The sequence below is a fragment of the Ottowia thiooxydans genome, assembly GCF_040548795.1.
Taxonomy (GTDB): Bacteria; Pseudomonadota; Gammaproteobacteria; order Burkholderiales; family Burkholderiaceae_C; genus Ottowia; species Ottowia thiooxydans_A.
In genome coordinates this window covers 62,016-79,441 of sequence record NZ_JBEPSH010000005.1, presented here as the reverse complement: position 1 = coordinate 79,441, position 17,426 = coordinate 62,016, and the positions used below count along the sequence as shown (strand labels likewise).

The 17,426-nt window shown below is 58.5% G+C and carries 15 protein-coding genes; 3 read left to right on the top strand and 12 right to left on the bottom strand.

All coding sequences use genetic code 11. The annotated features are described in order from the left end of the window. Positions 1 to 24 precede the first annotated feature (24 nt). The gene (locus tag ABIE13_RS12500) at positions 25 to 990 is read right to left on the bottom strand and encodes a LysR family transcriptional regulator (protein WP_354443853.1); all 966 of its coding nucleotides are present in this window, start codon (positions 988 to 990) and stop codon (positions 25 to 27) included. A gap of 94 nt (positions 991 to 1,084) precedes the next feature. Here ABIE13_RS12500 and ABIE13_RS12495 point away from each other — a divergent pair, with 94 nt between their 5' ends. Both ABIE13_RS12495 and ABIE13_RS12490 read left to right on the top strand, forming a co-directional pair. After that, positions 1,085 to 2,104: a Bug family tripartite tricarboxylate transporter substrate binding protein gene (locus ABIE13_RS12495; protein WP_354443851.1), complete on the top strand. Its 1,020-nt coding sequence runs from the start codon at positions 1,085 to 1,087 to the stop codon at positions 2,102 to 2,104. Positions 2,105 to 2,119: 15 nt separating this feature from the next. Beyond that, positions 2,120 to 3,442, top strand: coding sequence for a lyase family protein (locus ABIE13_RS12490; RefSeq protein ID WP_354443849.1), 1,323 nt, complete (start codon positions 2,120 to 2,122; stop codon positions 3,440 to 3,442). A 159-nt stretch (positions 3,443 to 3,601) separates the two neighbouring features. On the opposite strand, the gene ABIE13_RS12485 is transcribed toward ABIE13_RS12490, so the two are convergent. The 11 genes from ABIE13_RS12485 to ABIE13_RS12435 form a co-directional block, all read right to left on the bottom strand. Continuing rightward, the gene (locus ABIE13_RS12485; RefSeq protein WP_354443847.1) at positions 3,602 to 4,954 is read right to left on the bottom strand and encodes a glycine rich domain-containing protein; all 1,353 of its coding nucleotides are present in this window, start codon (positions 4,952 to 4,954) and stop codon (positions 3,602 to 3,604) included. A 302-nt stretch (positions 4,955 to 5,256) separates the two neighbouring features. After that, positions 5,257 to 6,183, bottom strand: coding sequence for an alpha/beta hydrolase (locus ABIE13_RS12480; protein WP_354443845.1), 927 nt, complete (start codon positions 6,181 to 6,183; stop codon positions 5,257 to 5,259). Between the two features lie 111 nt (positions 6,184 to 6,294). Continuing rightward, positions 6,295 to 6,624, bottom strand: a complete 330-nt coding sequence (locus ABIE13_RS12475; protein ID WP_354443843.1) for a DUF3325 domain-containing protein — start codon at positions 6,622 to 6,624, stop codon at positions 6,295 to 6,297. Further along, positions 6,617 to 8,209 (bottom strand): PepSY-associated TM helix domain-containing protein, encoded by a 1,593-nt coding sequence (locus tag ABIE13_RS12470; protein WP_354443841.1) that lies wholly within the window; start codon positions 8,207 to 8,209, stop codon positions 6,617 to 6,619. Before ABIE13_RS12470 ends, ABIE13_RS12475 begins: the two co-directional genes overlap by 8 nt. Positions 8,210 to 8,235: 26 nt before the next feature. After that, entirely contained in the window at positions 8,236 to 8,571 is a 336-nt protein-coding gene (locus ABIE13_RS12465; RefSeq protein WP_354443839.1) for a hypothetical protein, read from the bottom strand. A 23-nt stretch (positions 8,572 to 8,594) separates the two neighbouring features. Next, the gene (locus ABIE13_RS12460) at positions 8,595 to 10,976 is read right to left on the bottom strand and encodes a TonB-dependent receptor (protein WP_354443837.1); all 2,382 of its coding nucleotides are present in this window, start codon (positions 10,974 to 10,976) and stop codon (positions 8,595 to 8,597) included. A 129-nt stretch (positions 10,977 to 11,105) separates the two neighbouring features. Beyond that, positions 11,106 to 12,335 carry a FecR family protein gene (locus ABIE13_RS12455; protein ID WP_354443835.1) on the bottom strand — a complete coding sequence of 410 codons (1,230 nt, stop codon included), beginning with the start codon at positions 12,333 to 12,335 and terminating at the stop codon, positions 11,106 to 11,108. Between the two features lie 83 nt (positions 12,336 to 12,418). Next, positions 12,419 to 12,943, bottom strand: a complete 525-nt coding sequence (locus ABIE13_RS12450; protein ID WP_354443833.1) for an RNA polymerase sigma factor — start codon at positions 12,941 to 12,943, stop codon at positions 12,419 to 12,421. A gap of 322 nt (positions 12,944 to 13,265) precedes the next feature. Beyond that, positions 13,266 to 13,895 (bottom strand): glutathione S-transferase family protein, encoded by a 630-nt coding sequence (locus ABIE13_RS12445; protein WP_354443831.1) that lies wholly within the window; start codon positions 13,893 to 13,895, stop codon positions 13,266 to 13,268. Between the two features lie 122 nt (positions 13,896 to 14,017). Beyond that, positions 14,018 to 14,986 carry a quinone oxidoreductase family protein gene (locus tag ABIE13_RS12440; protein ID WP_354443829.1) on the bottom strand — a complete coding sequence of 323 codons (969 nt, stop codon included), beginning with the start codon at positions 14,984 to 14,986 and terminating at the stop codon, positions 14,018 to 14,020. Positions 14,987 to 15,038: 52 nt separating this feature from the next. Next, positions 15,039 to 15,716 (bottom strand): TetR/AcrR family transcriptional regulator, encoded by a 678-nt coding sequence (locus ABIE13_RS12435; RefSeq protein WP_354443827.1) that lies wholly within the window; start codon positions 15,714 to 15,716, stop codon positions 15,039 to 15,041. 376 nt (positions 15,717 to 16,092) lie between these two features. On the opposite strand from ABIE13_RS12435, the gene ABIE13_RS12430 reads away from it, so the two are divergent. Next, positions 16,093 to 17,406 carry an aminotransferase family protein gene (locus tag ABIE13_RS12430; protein ID WP_354443825.1) on the top strand — a complete coding sequence of 438 codons (1,314 nt, stop codon included), beginning with the start codon at positions 16,093 to 16,095 and terminating at the stop codon, positions 17,404 to 17,406. Positions 17,407 to 17,426 lie beyond the last annotated feature (20 nt).

Sequence of the window (17,426 nt, the reverse complement as noted above, 5' to 3'; positions counted from 1 at the left end):
TTCGACATGGCAGAAGCCTTTCGGTTAAGTCGTGAACCAGCGCAACAGGTGGGCGGTCACCGCATCGGCTGCGGGCGTTCTGCCCTCGCGACGGCGCAACATGCCCAGGGGTTCCAGCTCGGTGGGTATCGTCAGCATGAGCCGGTGGAACTGCCCGGCCTCAACGAGGGTGTCCATATGGCTGGCCAAGCCGACATAGAGGCATTGCAACTGTCTCATAAGGGCAAAGGTCAACGACAGAGATCGCGTGTTCAACCGTACGAGCTGCGGTGTGATGTGGGCGCTCTCGCAAAATTTCATGAATGCAATGCTAGGTGCCGAGCCGGCTGGCGGCAGTAGCCAGGTGGCCTCAGCCAAGTCGCGCTGGCTGGGTCGACGCTTGACTGCAAGTGGGTGCTCGGGGACACAGTACACGCCCAGCGAGTCTTCCCGAAGTGCGAGGAACTCGAAGTCGGCTGATACCTCGGTGGACGATCGGCAGAGCGCAATGTCCACTTCTCCCGTCGCGCAGAGCGAAGGAATGTCTGCTGCGTCCACTTCGGTGTAGTCGATAGACAGGTCCTTGGTCTGTTTGCACAGTGCGGGGAACGCCTGGGCGGCGACAGCCGTGCTGGCAGCCGAGATGCCGACCACTCTTACCAAGCCTCGCGCGCCTTGCAGTACCGTCACGGTGTCTCGTCCCAGCGCGTCAAGCGATGCGAGCACGCGTTGCATAGTGGGCAGCAGAAGCTCGCCCTGCTGTGTGAGGCGGACTCCCCGTGCATGCCTGTCGAATATCCGCAGGTCTAGAAGCGATTCAAACTGCGTCAGCGCTTGCGTGGCAGATGGCTGGCTCATGCCCAGCGCATTAGCGGCTTTCTGAATGGTGCCCAGCTCAGCCATGCGCAGCACGAGCTGAAGCTGACGCGGCCGAGCATAGTGAACTAGACGTCGCGTGATCTGCCCTACGCGATCGAGTTGGTTGTCGGAGACGTCGGGCTGTTTAGCCATTGGGTTTACCTATGGCTCAGTGCCACTTATATGTTTATAGCCTGTAGATATCTTCGCAGAATCTTGTGAGTTCATAACTACAGGAGACATTGCTGTGCAGATCACCCCACTACTTCGCGCGCTTCGCGCATTCCCACAACCCCTGCGACTTGCCGCGAATGCACTGGCGCTTGGCTGCGCGTTGTTGATCGCACCGACTATGGCCGCAGCGGATGTGTACCCGAGCAAGCCCATCAGTATGGTGGTGCCTTTCCCTGCAGGCGGCGCCACGGATGCTGCCGCCCGGCTGGTGGCCACGCATCTGGGGCAGGTACTGGGTCAGCCGATTGCGGTGGATAACGTGGCAGGCGCTGGCGGAGCTATAGCCGCACAAAAGACCTTGCGTTCGGCACCGGACGGTTACACGATTCTGGCCGGAACAGTCAACGATGTCGTGTTGGCTCCCATCACGAACCCGAGCGCAGGCTACACCTTCGACAACTTTACGCCCATCGGCGCGATCGGCAGCACTGCCTTTGTGATGGTGGCCAACCCGAAGCTGCCCGCACAGAACATCGACGAGTTGCTGGCCTACGTGCGCAAGAACCCCGGTAAAGTCAATGTGGGCATTCCGGGCGTGGGCACACTTCAGCATGTGGCAGCTTCCATGCTTGAGCAGCAGGCCAAGCTGAGCTGGACCACCGTGCCGTACAAGGGCGCGGCTCCACTCAATGCAGATCTTCTGGGTGGCCAGATTGATGCTGCCGTTGTCACGTTGCCGTCCGCAGTGCCCTACATCAAGGAAGGTAAATTTAGATCACTGGGCCTCATGAGCCAGCAGCGCGACGAAGTCAACAAAGACATAGCCACCATCAACGAAGGGCGTGAGATCAAGGGCTTTTCCACTGAAGCGTGGCTTGGCCTGTTCGCTCCCGCCAAGTTGTCACCAGCTCTGGGACAGAAGCTCAATGGGGCCCTACTGCAAGCGCTCGCTAAGCCCGAAGTGCGTGAAGGTCTTGGCAAACTGGGGTTTCGCACCGGCGTAGCCGACACACCAACACAGTTTCGCCAACTTATTGAGCGCGATGATGCGCGCTTCCGCAAGGCCACAGCCGGTCTGAAGCTGGATCGATAAAGAGGTCTTTGGGCAATGATCTGTTTATCGGATGATGCGGCATCAAGCACCGAGGGGTTTGCGGTGCGAAACGTGTTTTCTGCCGAAGCGAGCGTGCTCCGCATCTTGCAGTTCGAGGCGGCTCTGGCCAGAGTTCAGGCTCGCCGCGAGCTGATCCCTAAGGCTGCCGCGAAGGATATTGCGGACAAGGCCTCTCTGGAGCATTTCCCGTCCGAGAGCTGGAAAGAAAAGCGCAAGACGCTGGGCCATCCTCTCGTCTCGGTGCTGGAGGCCTGGTCGGCCAGCCTGCAACCGGGCAGCCGGGAATGGCTGCATTACGGCGCAACCACAGCGGATGTTTTCAACACAGTGCTCATACAGCAGTTGCAGGAAGCCGGCGCTGCGCTGCTCTCTCAGATGGGCAGCGTTGAAACACGTCTTGCCAAGCTATGTGACCAGTACAGCGCCACTCCCATGGTGGCGCGCACGCTAGGGCGGCACGCCCAGCCCATCACATTCGGTTTTAAAGTGGCCACTTGGCTTGCCGAGCACAGGCGCAGCATGGAGCGGTTGGCGCACTGGTTAGAACGCTATTGCACGGGCATCCTCAGCGGAGCTGTGGGGACCTATGCAGCTTTCGGCGACGAGGGGCCCGATATTGAACGTGAGGTCATGGCCGAACTGGGCCTGGACGCTCCCGAGGCTGTCGACTGGAAAGGCAGCCGTGACCGCTTTGCCGAATTCGGTTGCGTGCTGGCGCTGGCCGCACGTGGTTGCGGCCACATGGGGCAAGAAGTGTTTCTTGCTTGCGGCGACGACATCGGCGAACTTGGCGAATCTACTAAAGCAGTGGGTTCATCCACCATGCCGCACAAGGTCAATCCCAGCCTGAGCATTGCGGTGGTTTCACTATCGCGTGAAGTGGGTGCGTATGTCGCGCCGCTCATGGAGTGGATCCCCATCACCTACGATCGTGACTCGTCTCAGCATGGCGAGGTGCTGCGCGATATGTGCGGAAAAATGGCAGACCTGCTTTCCGCACTCGACCAGCTGCTGGCCTGTATGGTGGTTTCGCCTCAAGCCATGCAGGACAATTTACTGCGGTCGGGTGGAATGATCCTGTCGGAGGCCCTCACCTTCTCACTCGCAAAGCACATGGGCAAGCGCAGCGCCTACGCACTCATGAAACGCGCCGCCAACTTGGCGCGTGACAGCCGCAATACGATGAAGGACGTGCTGCGGCAAAGCGATGAGCTTCGCCCCCTACTGGCGGAGCACCCGGAGCTGCTGGACGAGACGCACCATGTGGGACTTGCAAGTGCGATTGCGCGGGCGGCTGCGGGGGTGAAGTCCTCATGACGCCCGCCGGCCTGAACAAAGACGCCTTTCAACACGCGCAGCCTCTAAAGACATACCGGCCCGAACACCGAACCGGACCTACCGATTCGCATGATCATGCGCGATGTTTGCCCGAGAACCTGCCGCGCCTCGTACAAAGCGCTACCGTATTGAAGCTACTCAATCCTTTTTCAATCGTCGCACTCCGAGTGCTGCAGCGCCAAGGCTGAGCAGCACCATGACCCATTCGGAAAGCGTAGGCACCGCTGTCACTGCAGGTACGACAGGTACGGCACTGAGCGTCACGGTCTGGGTAGCTTGAATGGCGGATGTGAAATCGGTATTGCCCGCCTGGTCTGCGGCAAGTATGCAAGCCCCAGCGGCTTGCATCGTCACGGTGGTGCCACTGACGGTACACACATCGGTGGTTAGCGAAGAGTATGTAATGGCGTTGCCAGAACTAAGCCCCGTATTGCTAGCGGCTGGATTGATGACGAACGTGGAACCCAAGACAAAGGTTAGGCTGGCTGGGGTCTGCGGAGGAAAGACGAGCGTCTGGCCGCTTTGAACGATACTGAAAGTGAGCGACGCAGTCCCCTCTGCGAAAGTGTCATCGCCAGCTTGTGTGGCCAAGATGGTGCAGTTGCCAGTACCGGCATGAATTCCCGTGACCACTCCTGCGGCTGTTACTGAGCAGCCGGTGGAAGTCGTGGTGTAGACAACGGCATTGCCGGAATTTGGCGACGCACTGGTTGCGTTGACGCTGTTGGTTGCGTTGACGGCGACGACGGGACCTGAATCAAAGGTCAACGTCTGCGGTAACCCGCCAAAGGTAATCTGAATCTCTCCATTACCCGATTGCACACCCGGCGTACTGCTGCCTGAGAATAGGCTGCCGAAATAAGACGAGCCACCTCCCCCGCCACGGCAATTGCCGCTACCGGCGCCCCCGTAGTAGCCGCCACCGCCGCCATGACCTTGGCAACCGGCGCATGACAGTCCCGCAGGTGATCCACCTTGGCCCAGGCTACCGGCCAGAGCTGAGACGTAAAGTGACCCACATGTGCCGTTGGCGCCGCCCCCGGTTTGAGTGGCCCCTAAGCCTCCGGGATTCGCAGAATAATCTGGCTCACGATATCCGTCCCCTCCACTAAGGCCGCCGCCCACCCCGCCGACGACCATTAAAGAACTGAACTCGCCTCCACCCCCGCCACCAGCAGCTACCAGCACACGGTTCGCCAAGCTTGTTCCTCCCTGGCGAATGTCCGATGCACCGCCACCGCCGGCGCCGCCGAAATCGCCCGCGCCCCCACCGTTGAAGCCAGCGGAAGAATCCGAGGGGCGACCACCCACATAGATTTGAAGCGTTTCGCCTGGAGTGACCGCGAGAATACCGGTTGCATAGCCTCCTTGGTTTGCAGAAAACGCAGGGGATCTGGTGCCGCCTTGCGCGCCCCAGGCTTCCAGAGTAAGGCTCGTGACCCCCGAAGGCACGACGAAGGTTTGGACGGCGCCTGTATAGGTGAAAGTCACAGATGTCGGAGCCCCGAAAGCGACGGCTCCACTTGCGAGCAGAGCAATACAGATTGCAAGCGATTTGATAATCTTCATAACTAGCCCAGCTTTATTGCAGATGGTTTCTATATGTATTTTATAGTTACTTATAGTTGCATACATCATTGAGTTGAAATCAATGCTGCAGTTGCAAACCTTGTCTAGTTCAGGGCTAAGAACCTAGGTAAAAATCGGCCAGCTAGGGCCCATAGCGGCCAACCGGTTGAGCAGCGCCCATACCCACGGAGCCTTGCAGCGACTTGTCAGCTCAATGTGATGATTCAGCGCACTGGCAGCAGATACTTGATTCCCTGCGTGAAACCTCGCGGTGCAACGGTGAGATGATCCTCGTCGTTCAGGACCGCTGACTTCAGTGTCAAATTCGGGTACTTCCTGCTTATCAGTGCCGCTTCCAAAGCGCGGCTGTCAGCAACCATGTCTACTGTCTGGTTGTAGCGTCGATCACCTTTGCGCAAGGCCTCATAGGCACCGACATAAAGATAGACATTCGCCTTCAGGTCCTGATTCTGCTTGGCATAGCCCGCTTCGAGCTTCAAGGCATGTCGTTTGTCGTACCAGAGGGAAGGACTGCCGAGAATGTAGCTGCTGAACAAGCCAGGTTCGGTAAAAAGAATCTGCGTTCCAAGCAGCGCGCCGTAGGAGTGGCCCAGAAAGATTGCTCTGGCAGGGTCGGCCCGGTAGCGAGCGGTGATGAAGGGCTTTACCTGATCGCGCAGATATTGTTGATAGGCGCGCGCCTGACCATGGACCGCATTCGGTGGTGCAGTACTTGGGCCATTCGGTGTGGGCGTGTAGTCGCGTTGACGGCTGACACTGCCGTCCTCGCCCTTTCCATAAGACAGGCCGACAAGAATGAATTCCTCGATCTGGGGACCTTCCACATTCAAGCGACGCCCTAGCTGGCGGATGATGGGAAAGGCGTAGTCGGCGTCGGTCACATACAGCACGGGGTAGCGCCGCTGTGGCTGCTTGGCATAGGACGGCGGCAACGCAACGAAAATTTGGTAGCCGCGCTTAGAAATGGGATCGGGCACGTCCCATACCTCGCTGCCGGCGATCTCGTAAGGGTGGCCATTGCCAGACTGCACCTTTGGTATAGATGGGGCCTGGGCGTGAGTCGGTGCGCTACAAGCGCCGAAGCTGACTATCAGGGCGATCAACTGGAAATACGGAAAACGTCTATGCATTGGATTTTTCGTCAACTCTGGAAAATTAGCTGCGCGACATCTTCTCGAAATCGCTCAGGGCGGCCGCGCGGAAGGCGGGCAGCGCTTCGAAGCTTATCTATCTTTACGCATTCACGACCCACGTCGTCGCCGGCTGACGAGTGCTATGAAAATTATCCAACGCGGGCGCCAAGCCAAGGCGAAGGCAACCAGCATGGCTGTGCCAGTGATGCCTACGCCCCATAGCAGAACACCGAACCCCGCTCCTTGCGAGAAGACAATCAGAAGACATGCCACACACTGCATGATCAATCCAACTGCCAGCAAACAGGCTCCCCTGACGCGATGGTCCGCCTGCATTGCTGTCACGGCCTCCCAATGCCTGTCTTGACTTAATGCAATCAATGCAAAGCCTATGAAACTCAGCGTAAAGGCTGCCAACAGGCCAAATGCTTCATACACGTGAAGCCTCCTGCATTGCCCCCGCCGCGCGGCGTTCCCGATACGATCTTCCGGCGCTTCCAGTTTCCCGCGAAGAGCGACTAATCCGCCTTGCAGCCCAAGCGAATATCGCGGCGGAAACAAGTAATGTCAGGTCTACTCCAGCCACTTGCCAATCACCGCGCCGCAGCGTTCGAAAAAGGTGATCGCCCGTCGTGATTGCATTGAGCGCTACGGCTAAAAGAGCCAGTGCGGCAATCGCCGAGCACTGCTCCAGCCAAGCTCTTCGTGCCGGCTTGCTGATGGGATCGGCCCGACGCCACGTCGCGTGAACAAGGGTACTTAACCAGACCAGGTAGAACACCCATACTTCCAGCTCAGCGCGATCTTGTCCGGCCAAGGTGACACCGACAGGAAGCAACCTGTTGGCCACCAGGTAGGCCAAGGTCGCAACCAAAATGCCAGTGACACTGCACACCGTGAGCGCTTCCACCGTGCGCACGCCCGGCAGTCCCTTTCTTGCATGGCTCGCACGGCGTGACTCGAGCCAAAACAAAAAACCAGTCACGATCATCACGCAGCCCGATAGGCCTGCAAAAAAGTACAGCCAACGCAACCCCCAATGATCGAACTGGATGAAATGCATTCCGGAAATAAAGCGCTGAATTCCTACGATAGGACTTGCCTCGAAGCGGTGCAGGACATCGCCCGTTTGCGCGTCGAAGTACAGCTGATCAAGGTTCATCGTTACGTCATTGGCATAACTGCGCCGCACTTCAACGTATCCGGCAGCATCGCCGGGATGCCAAATACGTACCAGAGAGACCTTTCCACCAGGCCAAACTCGCTCAGCCTCGGCGACCATTGTGTCCAGCGAAGCCAACCCACCAGGGTTGCCATTTCGAGGACGCGCGAAGCGCCCTGCGACCTCGGTCTGAAATGCCGATCTTGCCTCCACGCCAAAGCCAAAGGCGCCAACATGGGAAAAGGGGAAGTACACCTGTAGGAAGATGATCAACCCTGACAGAGTGATCAGAAAGTGGAAGGGCAAGCCCAGCACGCCGGTCAGGTTGTGCAGGTCCAAGGCGGCACGTTGCAGTTGCTTCTTCGGACGAAACAGAAAGAAGTCGCTGAAGATCTTCCTGTGGATGATCACGCCTGATACGAGCAGTACCAGCATAGCCATGCTGGCCAGTCCAACGAGCCAGTAGCCAATACTCATCCAGTTGAGGTACAGGCGAAAGTGGAATGGAAAGAAAAATCCGGTACCTGACAGGCTTCCTTGCTCTTCAATCAGTCGTCCCGTCATGGGATTCATCGCGCGAGACGCGAACTGACCCTTGGCGTCTCTATAGGAAAGCTGGATGTGCGCCATCCGCTCCGTGGGCAAGCGCACCAGCAACTGCGGACTGCCAGCGGCCACATTTTTCAACGCTGGCTTCACAACCTCGTCCAGAGAGGCTGATTTCATGGCGGCGCCCAACCGAATCCCTGGTTGCATCCAGCGATCGAACTCCCGGTCAAAAACGCTGAGACTGCCCATCCAGAAAATCGCGAACAGTACGCTACCTAGAATGACGCCTGCCCATGTGTGTAGAAGGGCCATGGACTTTCTAAAGGTTTCACCCATGGTCACCCCCCTGGCATGCCCAGCAACCAAAGCAGACCGGCACTAGCCAAGCCAACGGCAAAGGCAATGAAGTAGACGAGAGCGATGCTGCGTGCGGAAAAAGACCAGAGAATCCACACCATGTAGAGCAAGAATGCCGCCATGCCCGATAAGACAACTGCGTCTACTCTCGGCACCCCGACCAAAACGCCCGCGGCACCGAGCAAGGCAACCAACAGCGAAGTAGCTGCGTATCCCAAGGGCACGGCCACTATCAACCTGGCCACCGTTCGAACGGATTGATTTTTCAGGAAAAAGGAAAACCTCTTGGGCCAGCCCATATCTTCAAGGACATCCATGCGTTTGAGTACTGAGAGGCGGCTCAAAAGCTGACGGTTGCCGACAGCGAAATGCTGCGCGCGGAGCCGGTAAAAAGCCTCGTCGACTCGAAGTAGTTCCTGTCGAATAGATTCGTTATGCTGGCGCGCAGCGTGAGAGGCCTGCCGGCCGCCCGCAGTGCATATCGAGCTCCCACGTCGAAACGCGTCCAAGACGGAATCTTCTGCGTGTTGGCAGGGTCGACATACTGACTACCAGTGTGGATGGCGCGTGCGGTCAAGGTCAGTCCAGGCGCGAAAGACGTATCCCACTCCAGCCCGAGGTTCGCAGAGAATTTCGGCACTTCCGGGGCAAAGTTGCCTTCATTCACGGCGCCTTGAGTTTTGCTGAGCTTGGCATCAATCAGCGTGAAGCCGCCGATGAACCTCGTCCCGCGCAAAATCTCACCGAAAGTCTCGATCTCCAAACCTCGATTGCGTTGCTCTCCATTTGCACTGAAAACGCGTGTCACTGGATCCGTGATGGCCGATGGCCGCTTGATCTCAAAGTATGAAATCGTCGTTAGCAAATTTCCGCTATCGTGCTTGATCCCGATCTCATGCTGCTTACTGACAAACGGGGGAAGAACCTCATCTGCGTTCACTGCATCGGCGGGCGCTCTTTGGCCCTGTGAGAGGCCCTCTATGTAGTTGGCATATAGCGACCAGTTCTTCCAGGGCTTTATGACCAGTCCTACCGAGGGTGAGGTGACTGCACGGTCGTAGCTGAGCGAGCCGTTGTCGACCACCTTGATCTGCTGGCGACGTAAGCCAATGGTGAGCAGAATGCGGTCGTCCAGGAACTGCAAGGTATCAGCTATCGCCAGTCCACCAAAGCTGAGATTCTGGCGAGCATTCGTCGGAGCGGTGTCGAAGACCGGAATTGGCTCTGCATTCGGGTCCGGATGGTAGATGTTGGAGTTGCTTCCCCTGCCCGGGGCATTGATGGTGTCCACGCTCTGCTTCGATCGAAAGCCCGAGTAGCCTATTGCCAAGCGATGCTTTACCGAGCCAGTTTGAAACGATCCCGTCAGCTTGCCGTCGACCGACCGACCGTTTCGGTCTCCTCGTGTCAGGCGATTGCGGCTCGGTCTCGAGTAGTCGCCATGGCTGTTGAGTAAGCGCTGGCCGCTAGCGGTGACCTGTTCATCCTCAAGATTCTGAGCCCCAAACGCTAGAGAGCCCGTCCACGTCTCGCTGAAGTCGTACTCTGCGCGCGCCAAGCCAACCAGTCTTGATGTCTCGGTATAGACAAATGGGGGGTTGAAGTTCCTGCCCGCATCTGGCGCCGATGGAACCTGCAATCCTGGACTTAGCGTCAATGCTCCAAATAAGGGCGCGTCCAAACGTTGATCCTCTTGATTCAGATGCCCAAACAACCGTAACTTGTCGCCGATGTAGTCCATTGCCACACTGGCATGAGTGGATCGATCGCGATTAAAGTCAAAGCCTGTGGCTCCTTCGCGATGCGCCAGATTCGTACGCACGCCGAACCGATCGTCTGGACCGAAGCGGCGGCTTAGATCAGCATGGGCGCCGCGCTGCGACGCAGAGCTGTAGGACAGGGTTACATCGGTCAGGGGGTCTGCGCTTGGGCGCTTGGGCACAAGGTTGATGGTTCCGCCAACGCTGCCGCCCGCAGGTAAACCGTTCAGCAATGCACTCGGGCCACGAAGCACTTCTATCCTTTCTATCCCCTCCATGGCATTTCGGCGGGTGTTAGTGATGCCGTACATGCCGTCGTAGGCGATATCGCTGCCGACGGTCACTCCAAACCCGCGAATTGTGTAGGTGTCGTTTTGATTGAAACGAGAACCGTTACGCCGGACAGACGGGCTGGACTCCAGCGCCTCCCCTAAGGTCTGCGCCTGACTGTTTTGAATGAACTCCGCAGTGAAACTGGATTGGCTGAACGGAGAATCGACCACTCGGGTGTTACCGAGAAGCCCCAACGAGCCGCCCTGCGCAACTTGGCCGCCGGCATAGGCCTTGGGCAGATCTCCTGTGGAGTTCGCACTGGCCGTGACTGTGACAGGTGACAGCGTGGTCGCGCTGGAAGATTCGGGTGCAGGCATGCGGCGCACGACGACCTCGTTTCCGTTGACGCGTGCTTCCAGGCCACTGCCCGCCAGCAGTCTGTCCAGCGCCTGCTGCGCTGTAAAGCTGCCAGACACCGGTGGCGCTGTCCTTCCGGTCACCAGTGCCGCCGGAAAACTCAGCTGCAAACCGGCTTGCCGCGCAAACTCATTCAGCGCCTGCCCCAGAGGCTGGGTCGCGATCGACACGCTGATCGCCTGCGCCGTCTGGGCATGCGCCATGCTGCCAACACTGACCGCGAGGACGGCCGCGAGGGCCAGCGGCGCGAGGGTGAACTGCGTCTTGCGCATGAGGCAAAATCTCCAATGACAGTAAGTAGAAAAACAAGCTCTACTGACATTGACGCGCCACCCCTAGTTTGTCCTCAGGTCCTCCTCAGAATTTTTTTCAACTTTCTGTCGCAGCACGCCCGGATGGTGTCACCTGAGGTCGACCACCTCTATGGAGCCGCCGCGCTGCTCCAGGCGTACCGGCAATTGCTGGGGCAGGGACCGCGCAAAGCTGTTGAAACGCTTCAGTTCGAAACTGCCACCCACACGCATGCCGGCCACCACCGGATCACGGATGACAAGGCCCGTCGCACCGTAGCGCTCGAATTCCGCCAGGGCCTGGGCCAGCGGCGTGTTGTCGAAGTTCACCCGTCCATCGCGCCACGGTGCCACGCTACTGGTTGGTACCTCGGTAACGCGACCCAACTGGCCGTCGCTGCTGGCTGCGACGCTTTGACCTGCAGTGAGTTCCACCGCGTCATCGCTGCCGCTCAGAGGTTCAACAGCATCGGCGGATGTGTTGCGCGCCACGCGCACACGGCCTTCCTCCACCACGACGCGAGTCTCTCCTTCGCCCAGGCCGCTGCGGGTGTGGCGCACCGAGAAGCGCGTGCCCACCACGGTAACGCGTAGCCCTCCGGCGAACACATGGAAAGGCTGTTCGGGATCGGCCTGCACGCTAAACAGCGCCTGGCCATCACGCAGGTGCACTTCTCGCCGGTCGCGGCCCAGGCGAACTTCGGCCTGGGTCGCGGTGTCCAGCGTCAGGATGCTGCCATCAGGCAAGTCGGCGCGCAGTTGCTGACCTCGCGCGGTGGTGTACGCCTTCTCAAAGGTAGGCTGGCTGCGCCAGTGCTCCCATCCCAGCCAACCGCCGCCGACGATGCTGAAAGCCACCGCGGCCGTGGCCGCTTGCGGGAACAGGCGACCGATGTCGAGCAGCCAGGTGCGGCGGCCGGGCGATGCGGGGCGCGGCGGCGTCGGCTGCCAAGGAGCTGAAGACGGACGGGCGGCGAGAGCAACTGGCTGCCGAGGCTCCGGCGTGTGCGTGGATGCGTTCAGTGCCTCGCTCGGACGAAGGCCTGCCTTGAGCGTTTCCGCCTGGTCGGCAGGCATGTCGCGCAGTCTGCCGAAGGTGTCGTCCATGTCATCGTAGGCGGCTTGATGACTGGGGTCGGCAGCAAGCCAGGCGCGCAAATCAACCTCGCCGGCCGCATCTAGCCCATTACGCCTTCGGGCAACCCACGTGGCAGCCTGTATGTCCAGCGGGTTCTGCCTGTCGGCAAATTCCTCGTACTCGCGCTCGTCCCCGTCGTCCCGACCAGAGCCATGGTCTGGAGCAGGATGGCCGGGCGAGCCATTTGGCGATGACTGATTCATGGGGTGCAAATGCGAGGGGCTTATAGATATAGACGCAGACCCTATACGGAATCCTCACCCCGTGCGGAATGCATTGGTGTCTTTTATAACGTGCGATCACCTGTACGCTTGGTGGAAGCAGCCTGAGCACGTTCGCAGTTTTTGCACGCGACCATCGCCCGAACGATGTGTTTTTCGACCATGCTGTAGGAAATGCCCATTCTCTGGGCAATCTGCGCGTGTGGCAGGCCGTCGAATACGTGCAACACGAAAGCCTCACGGCAACGCTGGGGTAAGGATTCGATGACGCCCACGTAGGCACGGATGACCTGCATGGAGGCCAGAGCCTCTTCGGGTTGTAGATGGCGTGGTGCGGCGGGCTGCTCGAACTCTTGTAGTTCGTCGATGCTCTCATGGGCACGCACCACGGCGCGTCGATGGCGGTCCACCAGCAGGTGCTTGGCAATCTGCCGCAGCACGGCGCCGGGCTGGATTGCAGGAGGGTCGCCATCCCGCTGAGCAGCCAGGAAGCGTGCATAGGTTTCCTGCACGACATCACGTGCCGCGTCAGCGTCTTTGACGTTGTGGCTGCAAAAGCGCAGCAGGTCCTGGTAATAACGTACGACCACGGTTTGCCCCAGCCAATGGATAAGCGTGATCCGTCGAATGGCTGAGATGTGGCGGCAGCTGATCTATCGCGCGATATATGACGGGAATGCCCTTATTATAAATTGTCAAATGAGAAGTGATCGCATTTGGCGTTGCATGAACAACCTTGGTTCACCTGCAGTCCGCTCAAATCGCCGGGCCACACTGCCGGCCCCCACTGCCAACTGAACGAGGACCCGCGCAAGACCGCCCTCAGGTGCGGCCCAACCGATCGTGCGGACCTCGCGTTGGATATTGGAGGAAGGGAGAGACAGGTCTGTATGACTTGCAGGCTGGTAAAAATTAGCTGCGCGGCATTTTCTCGAAATCGCTCAGGGCGGCCGCGCGGAAGGCGGGCAGCGTTTCACAGTGTTCGGCCAAGGTGATCAGAGAAGCATGGGCGGTGGGTGACAGCACTTCGTCCATCCGGTCCTGCATGTACCAGATCAGCGTTGTGATCATGACATCGGCATGGGTGAGCGTTGACCCGCAGGCATAGGGGGTGACAAGGCGGTGCGTCAGTTCGTCGAGGCCAGCGCGGGCTTGGCCAAGGCAGCGGTTAAGCCAATCGATGCTTCGATGTTCAGGGAGATGGAAGTGCCTCTCATAGACCACAGCCGCAACCTTTTCCAGCGTACCTTGAGCCAGTGCCGTCATCTGGAGGACGAAACGGCGCGCAGGGCCGGAGGCAGGGATGAGCAACGCATGGTCCGCTTGCTCGTCGAGATGGTCAAGGATGGCGGCGCTGTCGATCAGCACCTCACCATCGTCGAGGACGAGAGCCGGGATGCGGGTCAGAGGGCTGATCTTACTGAGCGCAGCCGCATCGCTAAAGATCGAGCGGGTGTCTCGGGTAAAGGGTATGCCGTAGTGATGCAGCGCGATTGCGATGCGACGTGTGACGGGGCTGTCATATTGGCCGACAAGGATCATGGAGCGGGCCTCTGAGTGAAGGTTTTTCAAACACTACTTTTAAAGAACTCTGAATGTATCCCGGCGACACGCTAAGGGTCAGACGTGTGGCCATCAACTGAACCCGCGCTGGCCTCTCACCCCTATGGAATCAGCAGCAACTTGCCTGTGCTTGCCCGGCTCTCCATGTCAGCATGTGCTTGTGCCGCATCTTCCAGACGATACTCACGGCCAATTCGGACCTGGAGTTGCCCCTTCAAGACCCAATCGAACAGCTGAGTTGAGCGTGAAAGCAGCAGCTCCGGCGTCCTGATGTGATGGGCAAAGGAGGGATAACCAATTTTGATGCTTTTAGGAAGACTCATGATGTCGATAGGCGCAGGTGCTCCAAGCACGGGGCCAAACCAGGCCAACGTACCCGAGGTTCGCAAGGCGTTCAGCGATCCCTGGAACGTAGTGGGGCCAGATCCGTCATAAACGACATGCACGCCTTCTCCGCCAGATACACGAATAGCTTCCTCCGCAAAGCCGCCATCACGATCCACAATCACATGATCGGCCCCTGCTTCTTTGGCCGCAGCAACTTTGTCTGACGATGACACGCGACCAATCACTGTGCCGCCTCGAAGTTTGATGATTTGCGTAAGCAGCAGCCCCAGGCCGCCCGCTGCTGCATGAACCAATGCAATGTCGCCCGTCTGTACGGGGTAGAAGTCGGTTGCAAAATGACTGGCCGTCAGGCCCTGCATCATCAAGGCTGCGGCTGTCCGGTCGTCTATCCCGTCAGGCAGCGGGACCAGCGATGCGGCCGGAATGACGACTTTGTCTGCATAGCTCCCGGGCGCGTAGACCCACGCGACGCGTTGGCCCAACGCAAAGCCTTGAACCCCCGCGCCCAAGGCCAACACCCGACCCGCACCTTCGACTCCGAGCGTTTTGGGATACGGAATCTCCCGCCAGAAATTCCCCTGCCTTACGCCAATGTCCATGAAGTTGACACCGGCTGCGGTCACCCCTACCAACACCTGTCCAACACCGATTTCCGGGTCTGGCCGGTCAAGATACTCCATCACTTCTGCCCCACCTGGGTGGGCGATGTTCACTACTCTCATGGTTCTTCCTTTATTGAATGACCGTTCCAAAATTAATCAAAAAAAAGCAGGCTCACTTAAGCGCCTGCAGTGCAAGTCGCATCACGCCTCTCAACTCAGCTTCTCCTGCGCCGGCCCGCGCTGCAACGCGAATCGCTGTCACGTTAGCGCGGAGGAAGGCTGCGCCATGCTCAGGATTCAAGGTGGGCGATACATCCCCATTTTTCTGGGCTTCCAGGATTTTGGAAACCAGCAGTGCATGAAGCGGCCGCCCAACAGTTTCACGAATCTCCGTCAGGTCGTCCTTGGTACAACCGAACTCGCTGACAGAATTCACGCCCAAACAAGGCTGTTGAGCCTCTGCCACAACCCGCTTCATCATGCGTTCGATGCCACCAAAGGCAGTCGGCCCACCCCTTAAGGCGGCCATGTGGTGGGAGGTCTCTGCTGTGGCATATCGCGCCAAAGCGGCAACATATAACTGCCACTTGCCACCGAAGGTGTTGTAGAGACTTTGTTTTCCAATCTGCATCGACTCAATCAACATATCTGCTGACGTGCCGGCATACCCATGCTCGCGAAACAGCGCTATTGCGGCGTCAAGAGCATCTTCTGGATCAAACTGTTTAGGGCGGCCCATAACATCAGCATAGCAATACTTGAACAATTGGTCAAGTAAACCATGATCACCCACTGCCAAGCCGAGTTCGGTGTCAGAGCCGATCAATCGTTGGCAGATTTGCGTCGTCATCCCTAATATCCAACCCTTTTCGCGCACCCCGCCTCCCCTCGGTCACTGGAGCGCGACGACGGCCGTAAAAACACTGCGGCCATAAGCGCTGCAGTCGCGATGGTCGCAGTGTTGAGTGCACGGCTTTCGGCGGCTGTATCTGGCGTTGACCCCTCCACCAGTCAAAGAGCTATTGAAGTCTGACGACTCAGCGCTCGAACACGGCGCGATAAATTCTGGCACGCAAACTGCATACGCATTCATATAAATCAGCAAGGATCTATCCAATATCCCATTCATTCGCACTATTTTGGCTCGTTATTCCGAATTGGTGTTATCCCTGTATCCAATTATGTGCATGCGAATTCATAATGCACCGAAATTCACCAGACCAGCTATGACTGCACTCCTCAACTTCCGCTCGACACCCCTCCCCACTGCCGATTACGCCCGGGGTTGCTACATCTACGACACGCAAGGAAAAAGTTATCTGGATGGGTCAGGCGGAGCCATGACCGTTAGTCTGGGACACGCTGTGCCGGAGGTCATCGAGGCGATACAGGCCCAGTCCGAACGCCTGTGCTTTTCCTACCGTACCCAATTTGCCAACACGCCCGCACTGGAACTGGCTGAGGAATTGGTGAGCCTGGCGCCAGTGGGCATCTCGCACGCGTTCTTCGTTAACAGCGGCTCCGAAGCCTCTGAGCTAGCCATTCGCTCTTCTATCCAGTACTGGCGCGAGCGCGAGCAGCCTGACAAGACGTTAATACTCGGCCGCGACATCAGCTACCACGGCATGACGATGGGAGCCCTCTCGCTGTCGGGACATACGGCACGGCGTGGCGACTACGCCAACTTGCTGCACCCGCTGGCAGTTGGCCCGAGCCTTTCACGTGTTGCGGAGGGTCCAGAAGCCACCGATGTCGAGGCAGATCGTCGAGCCTGGTCTCAAGCCATCGAATCCATTGGAGCAGAAAAGGTGGCGGCCTTGATCATCGAGCCCATCGTGGGTGCGGCTGGCGGTGCACTCACGCCGCCATCGGGCTACATGCGCATGCTGCGCGAGGTTTGCGATGTCTATGGCATTCTTTTCATTGCTGATGAGGTGATTACGGGAATGGGAAGAACGGGCCGCTGGTTCGCCTGTGACCATGACGGCGTCACGCCCGATGTCATCACCGTGGCCAAGGGACTTACCAGCGGGTACACACCGCTGGGCGCCGTTCTCTACAGCGACACCCTGGTTGAGGCGATGAGCAAGGGCTCTCGCAGTGCGCCGTTTGGACACACCTTCAGTGGCAACCCGTTGAGTGCTGCAACGGCCTTGGCCGTAGTTCGCTACCTCAAGTCGCATGACGTGCTGGACAACGTTTCTGCACGGGGCAATCAGCTGCGTGAAGGCCTTCAACAAATCCAAGCGCGCCATCCAGGGTTGATGGGAAATGTGCGTGGGCGGGGTCTGCTGCTGGGATTTGATCTGTTCGACCCCGTTCGCGGCGGCACACCTACACCCTCGTTGAACGCCAACACCGTATTTGCCGATACCTGTCAGGCAGAAGGCTTGATCATCTATCCGGCCGGCATCGCGCCGGCCAACAACGCCGCAATTATCAGTCCACCACTGACGATTGGCGACGCAGATATCGCTGTGTTGCTCCAACGCCTGGACGCCAGCTTGCAGCGCTTTTCGCTCCTGTTCTCTCCCACCTAAACCTTAACTAAAGGAACTGC

Bases quoted from the DNA above. Each gene is read 5' to 3' on its own strand.
- ABIE13_RS12470 (WP_354443841.1), bottom strand. From the start codon at position 8,209: ATGGCCCTTCTACACACATGGGCAGGCGTCATTCTAGGTAGCGTACTG.
- ABIE13_RS12435 (WP_354443827.1), bottom strand. From the start codon at position 15,716: ATGACGACGCAAATCTGCCAACGATTGATCGGCTCTGACACCGAACTC.
- ABIE13_RS12430 (WP_354443825.1), top strand. From the start codon at position 16,093: ATGACTGCACTCCTCAACTTCCGCTCGACACCCCTCCCCACTGCCGAT.
- ABIE13_RS12445 (WP_354443831.1), bottom strand. From the start codon at position 13,895: ATGATCCTTGTCGGCCAATATGACAGCCCCGTCACACGTCGCATCGCA.
- ABIE13_RS12465 (WP_354443839.1), bottom strand. From the start codon at position 8,571: ATGGATGTCCTTGAAGATATGGGCTGGCCCAAGAGGTTTTCCTTTTTC.
- ABIE13_RS12460 (WP_354443837.1), bottom strand. From the start codon at position 10,976: ATGCGCAAGACGCAGTTCACCCTCGCGCCGCTGGCCCTCGCGGCCGTC.
- ABIE13_RS12480 (WP_354443845.1), bottom strand. From the start codon at position 6,183: ATGCATAGACGTTTTCCGTATTTCCAGTTGATCGCCCTGATAGTCAGC.
- ABIE13_RS12490 (WP_354443849.1), top strand. From the start codon at position 2,120: ATGATCTGTTTATCGGATGATGCGGCATCAAGCACCGAGGGGTTTGCG.
- ABIE13_RS12455 (WP_354443835.1), bottom strand. From the start codon at position 12,335: ATGAATCAGTCATCGCCAAATGGCTCGCCCGGCCATCCTGCTCCAGAC.
- ABIE13_RS12440 (WP_354443829.1), bottom strand. From the start codon at position 14,986: ATGAGAGTAGTGAACATCGCCCACCCAGGTGGGGCAGAAGTGATGGAG.
- ABIE13_RS12500 (WP_354443853.1), bottom strand. From the start codon at position 990: ATGGCTAAACAGCCCGACGTCTCCGACAACCAACTCGATCGCGTAGGG.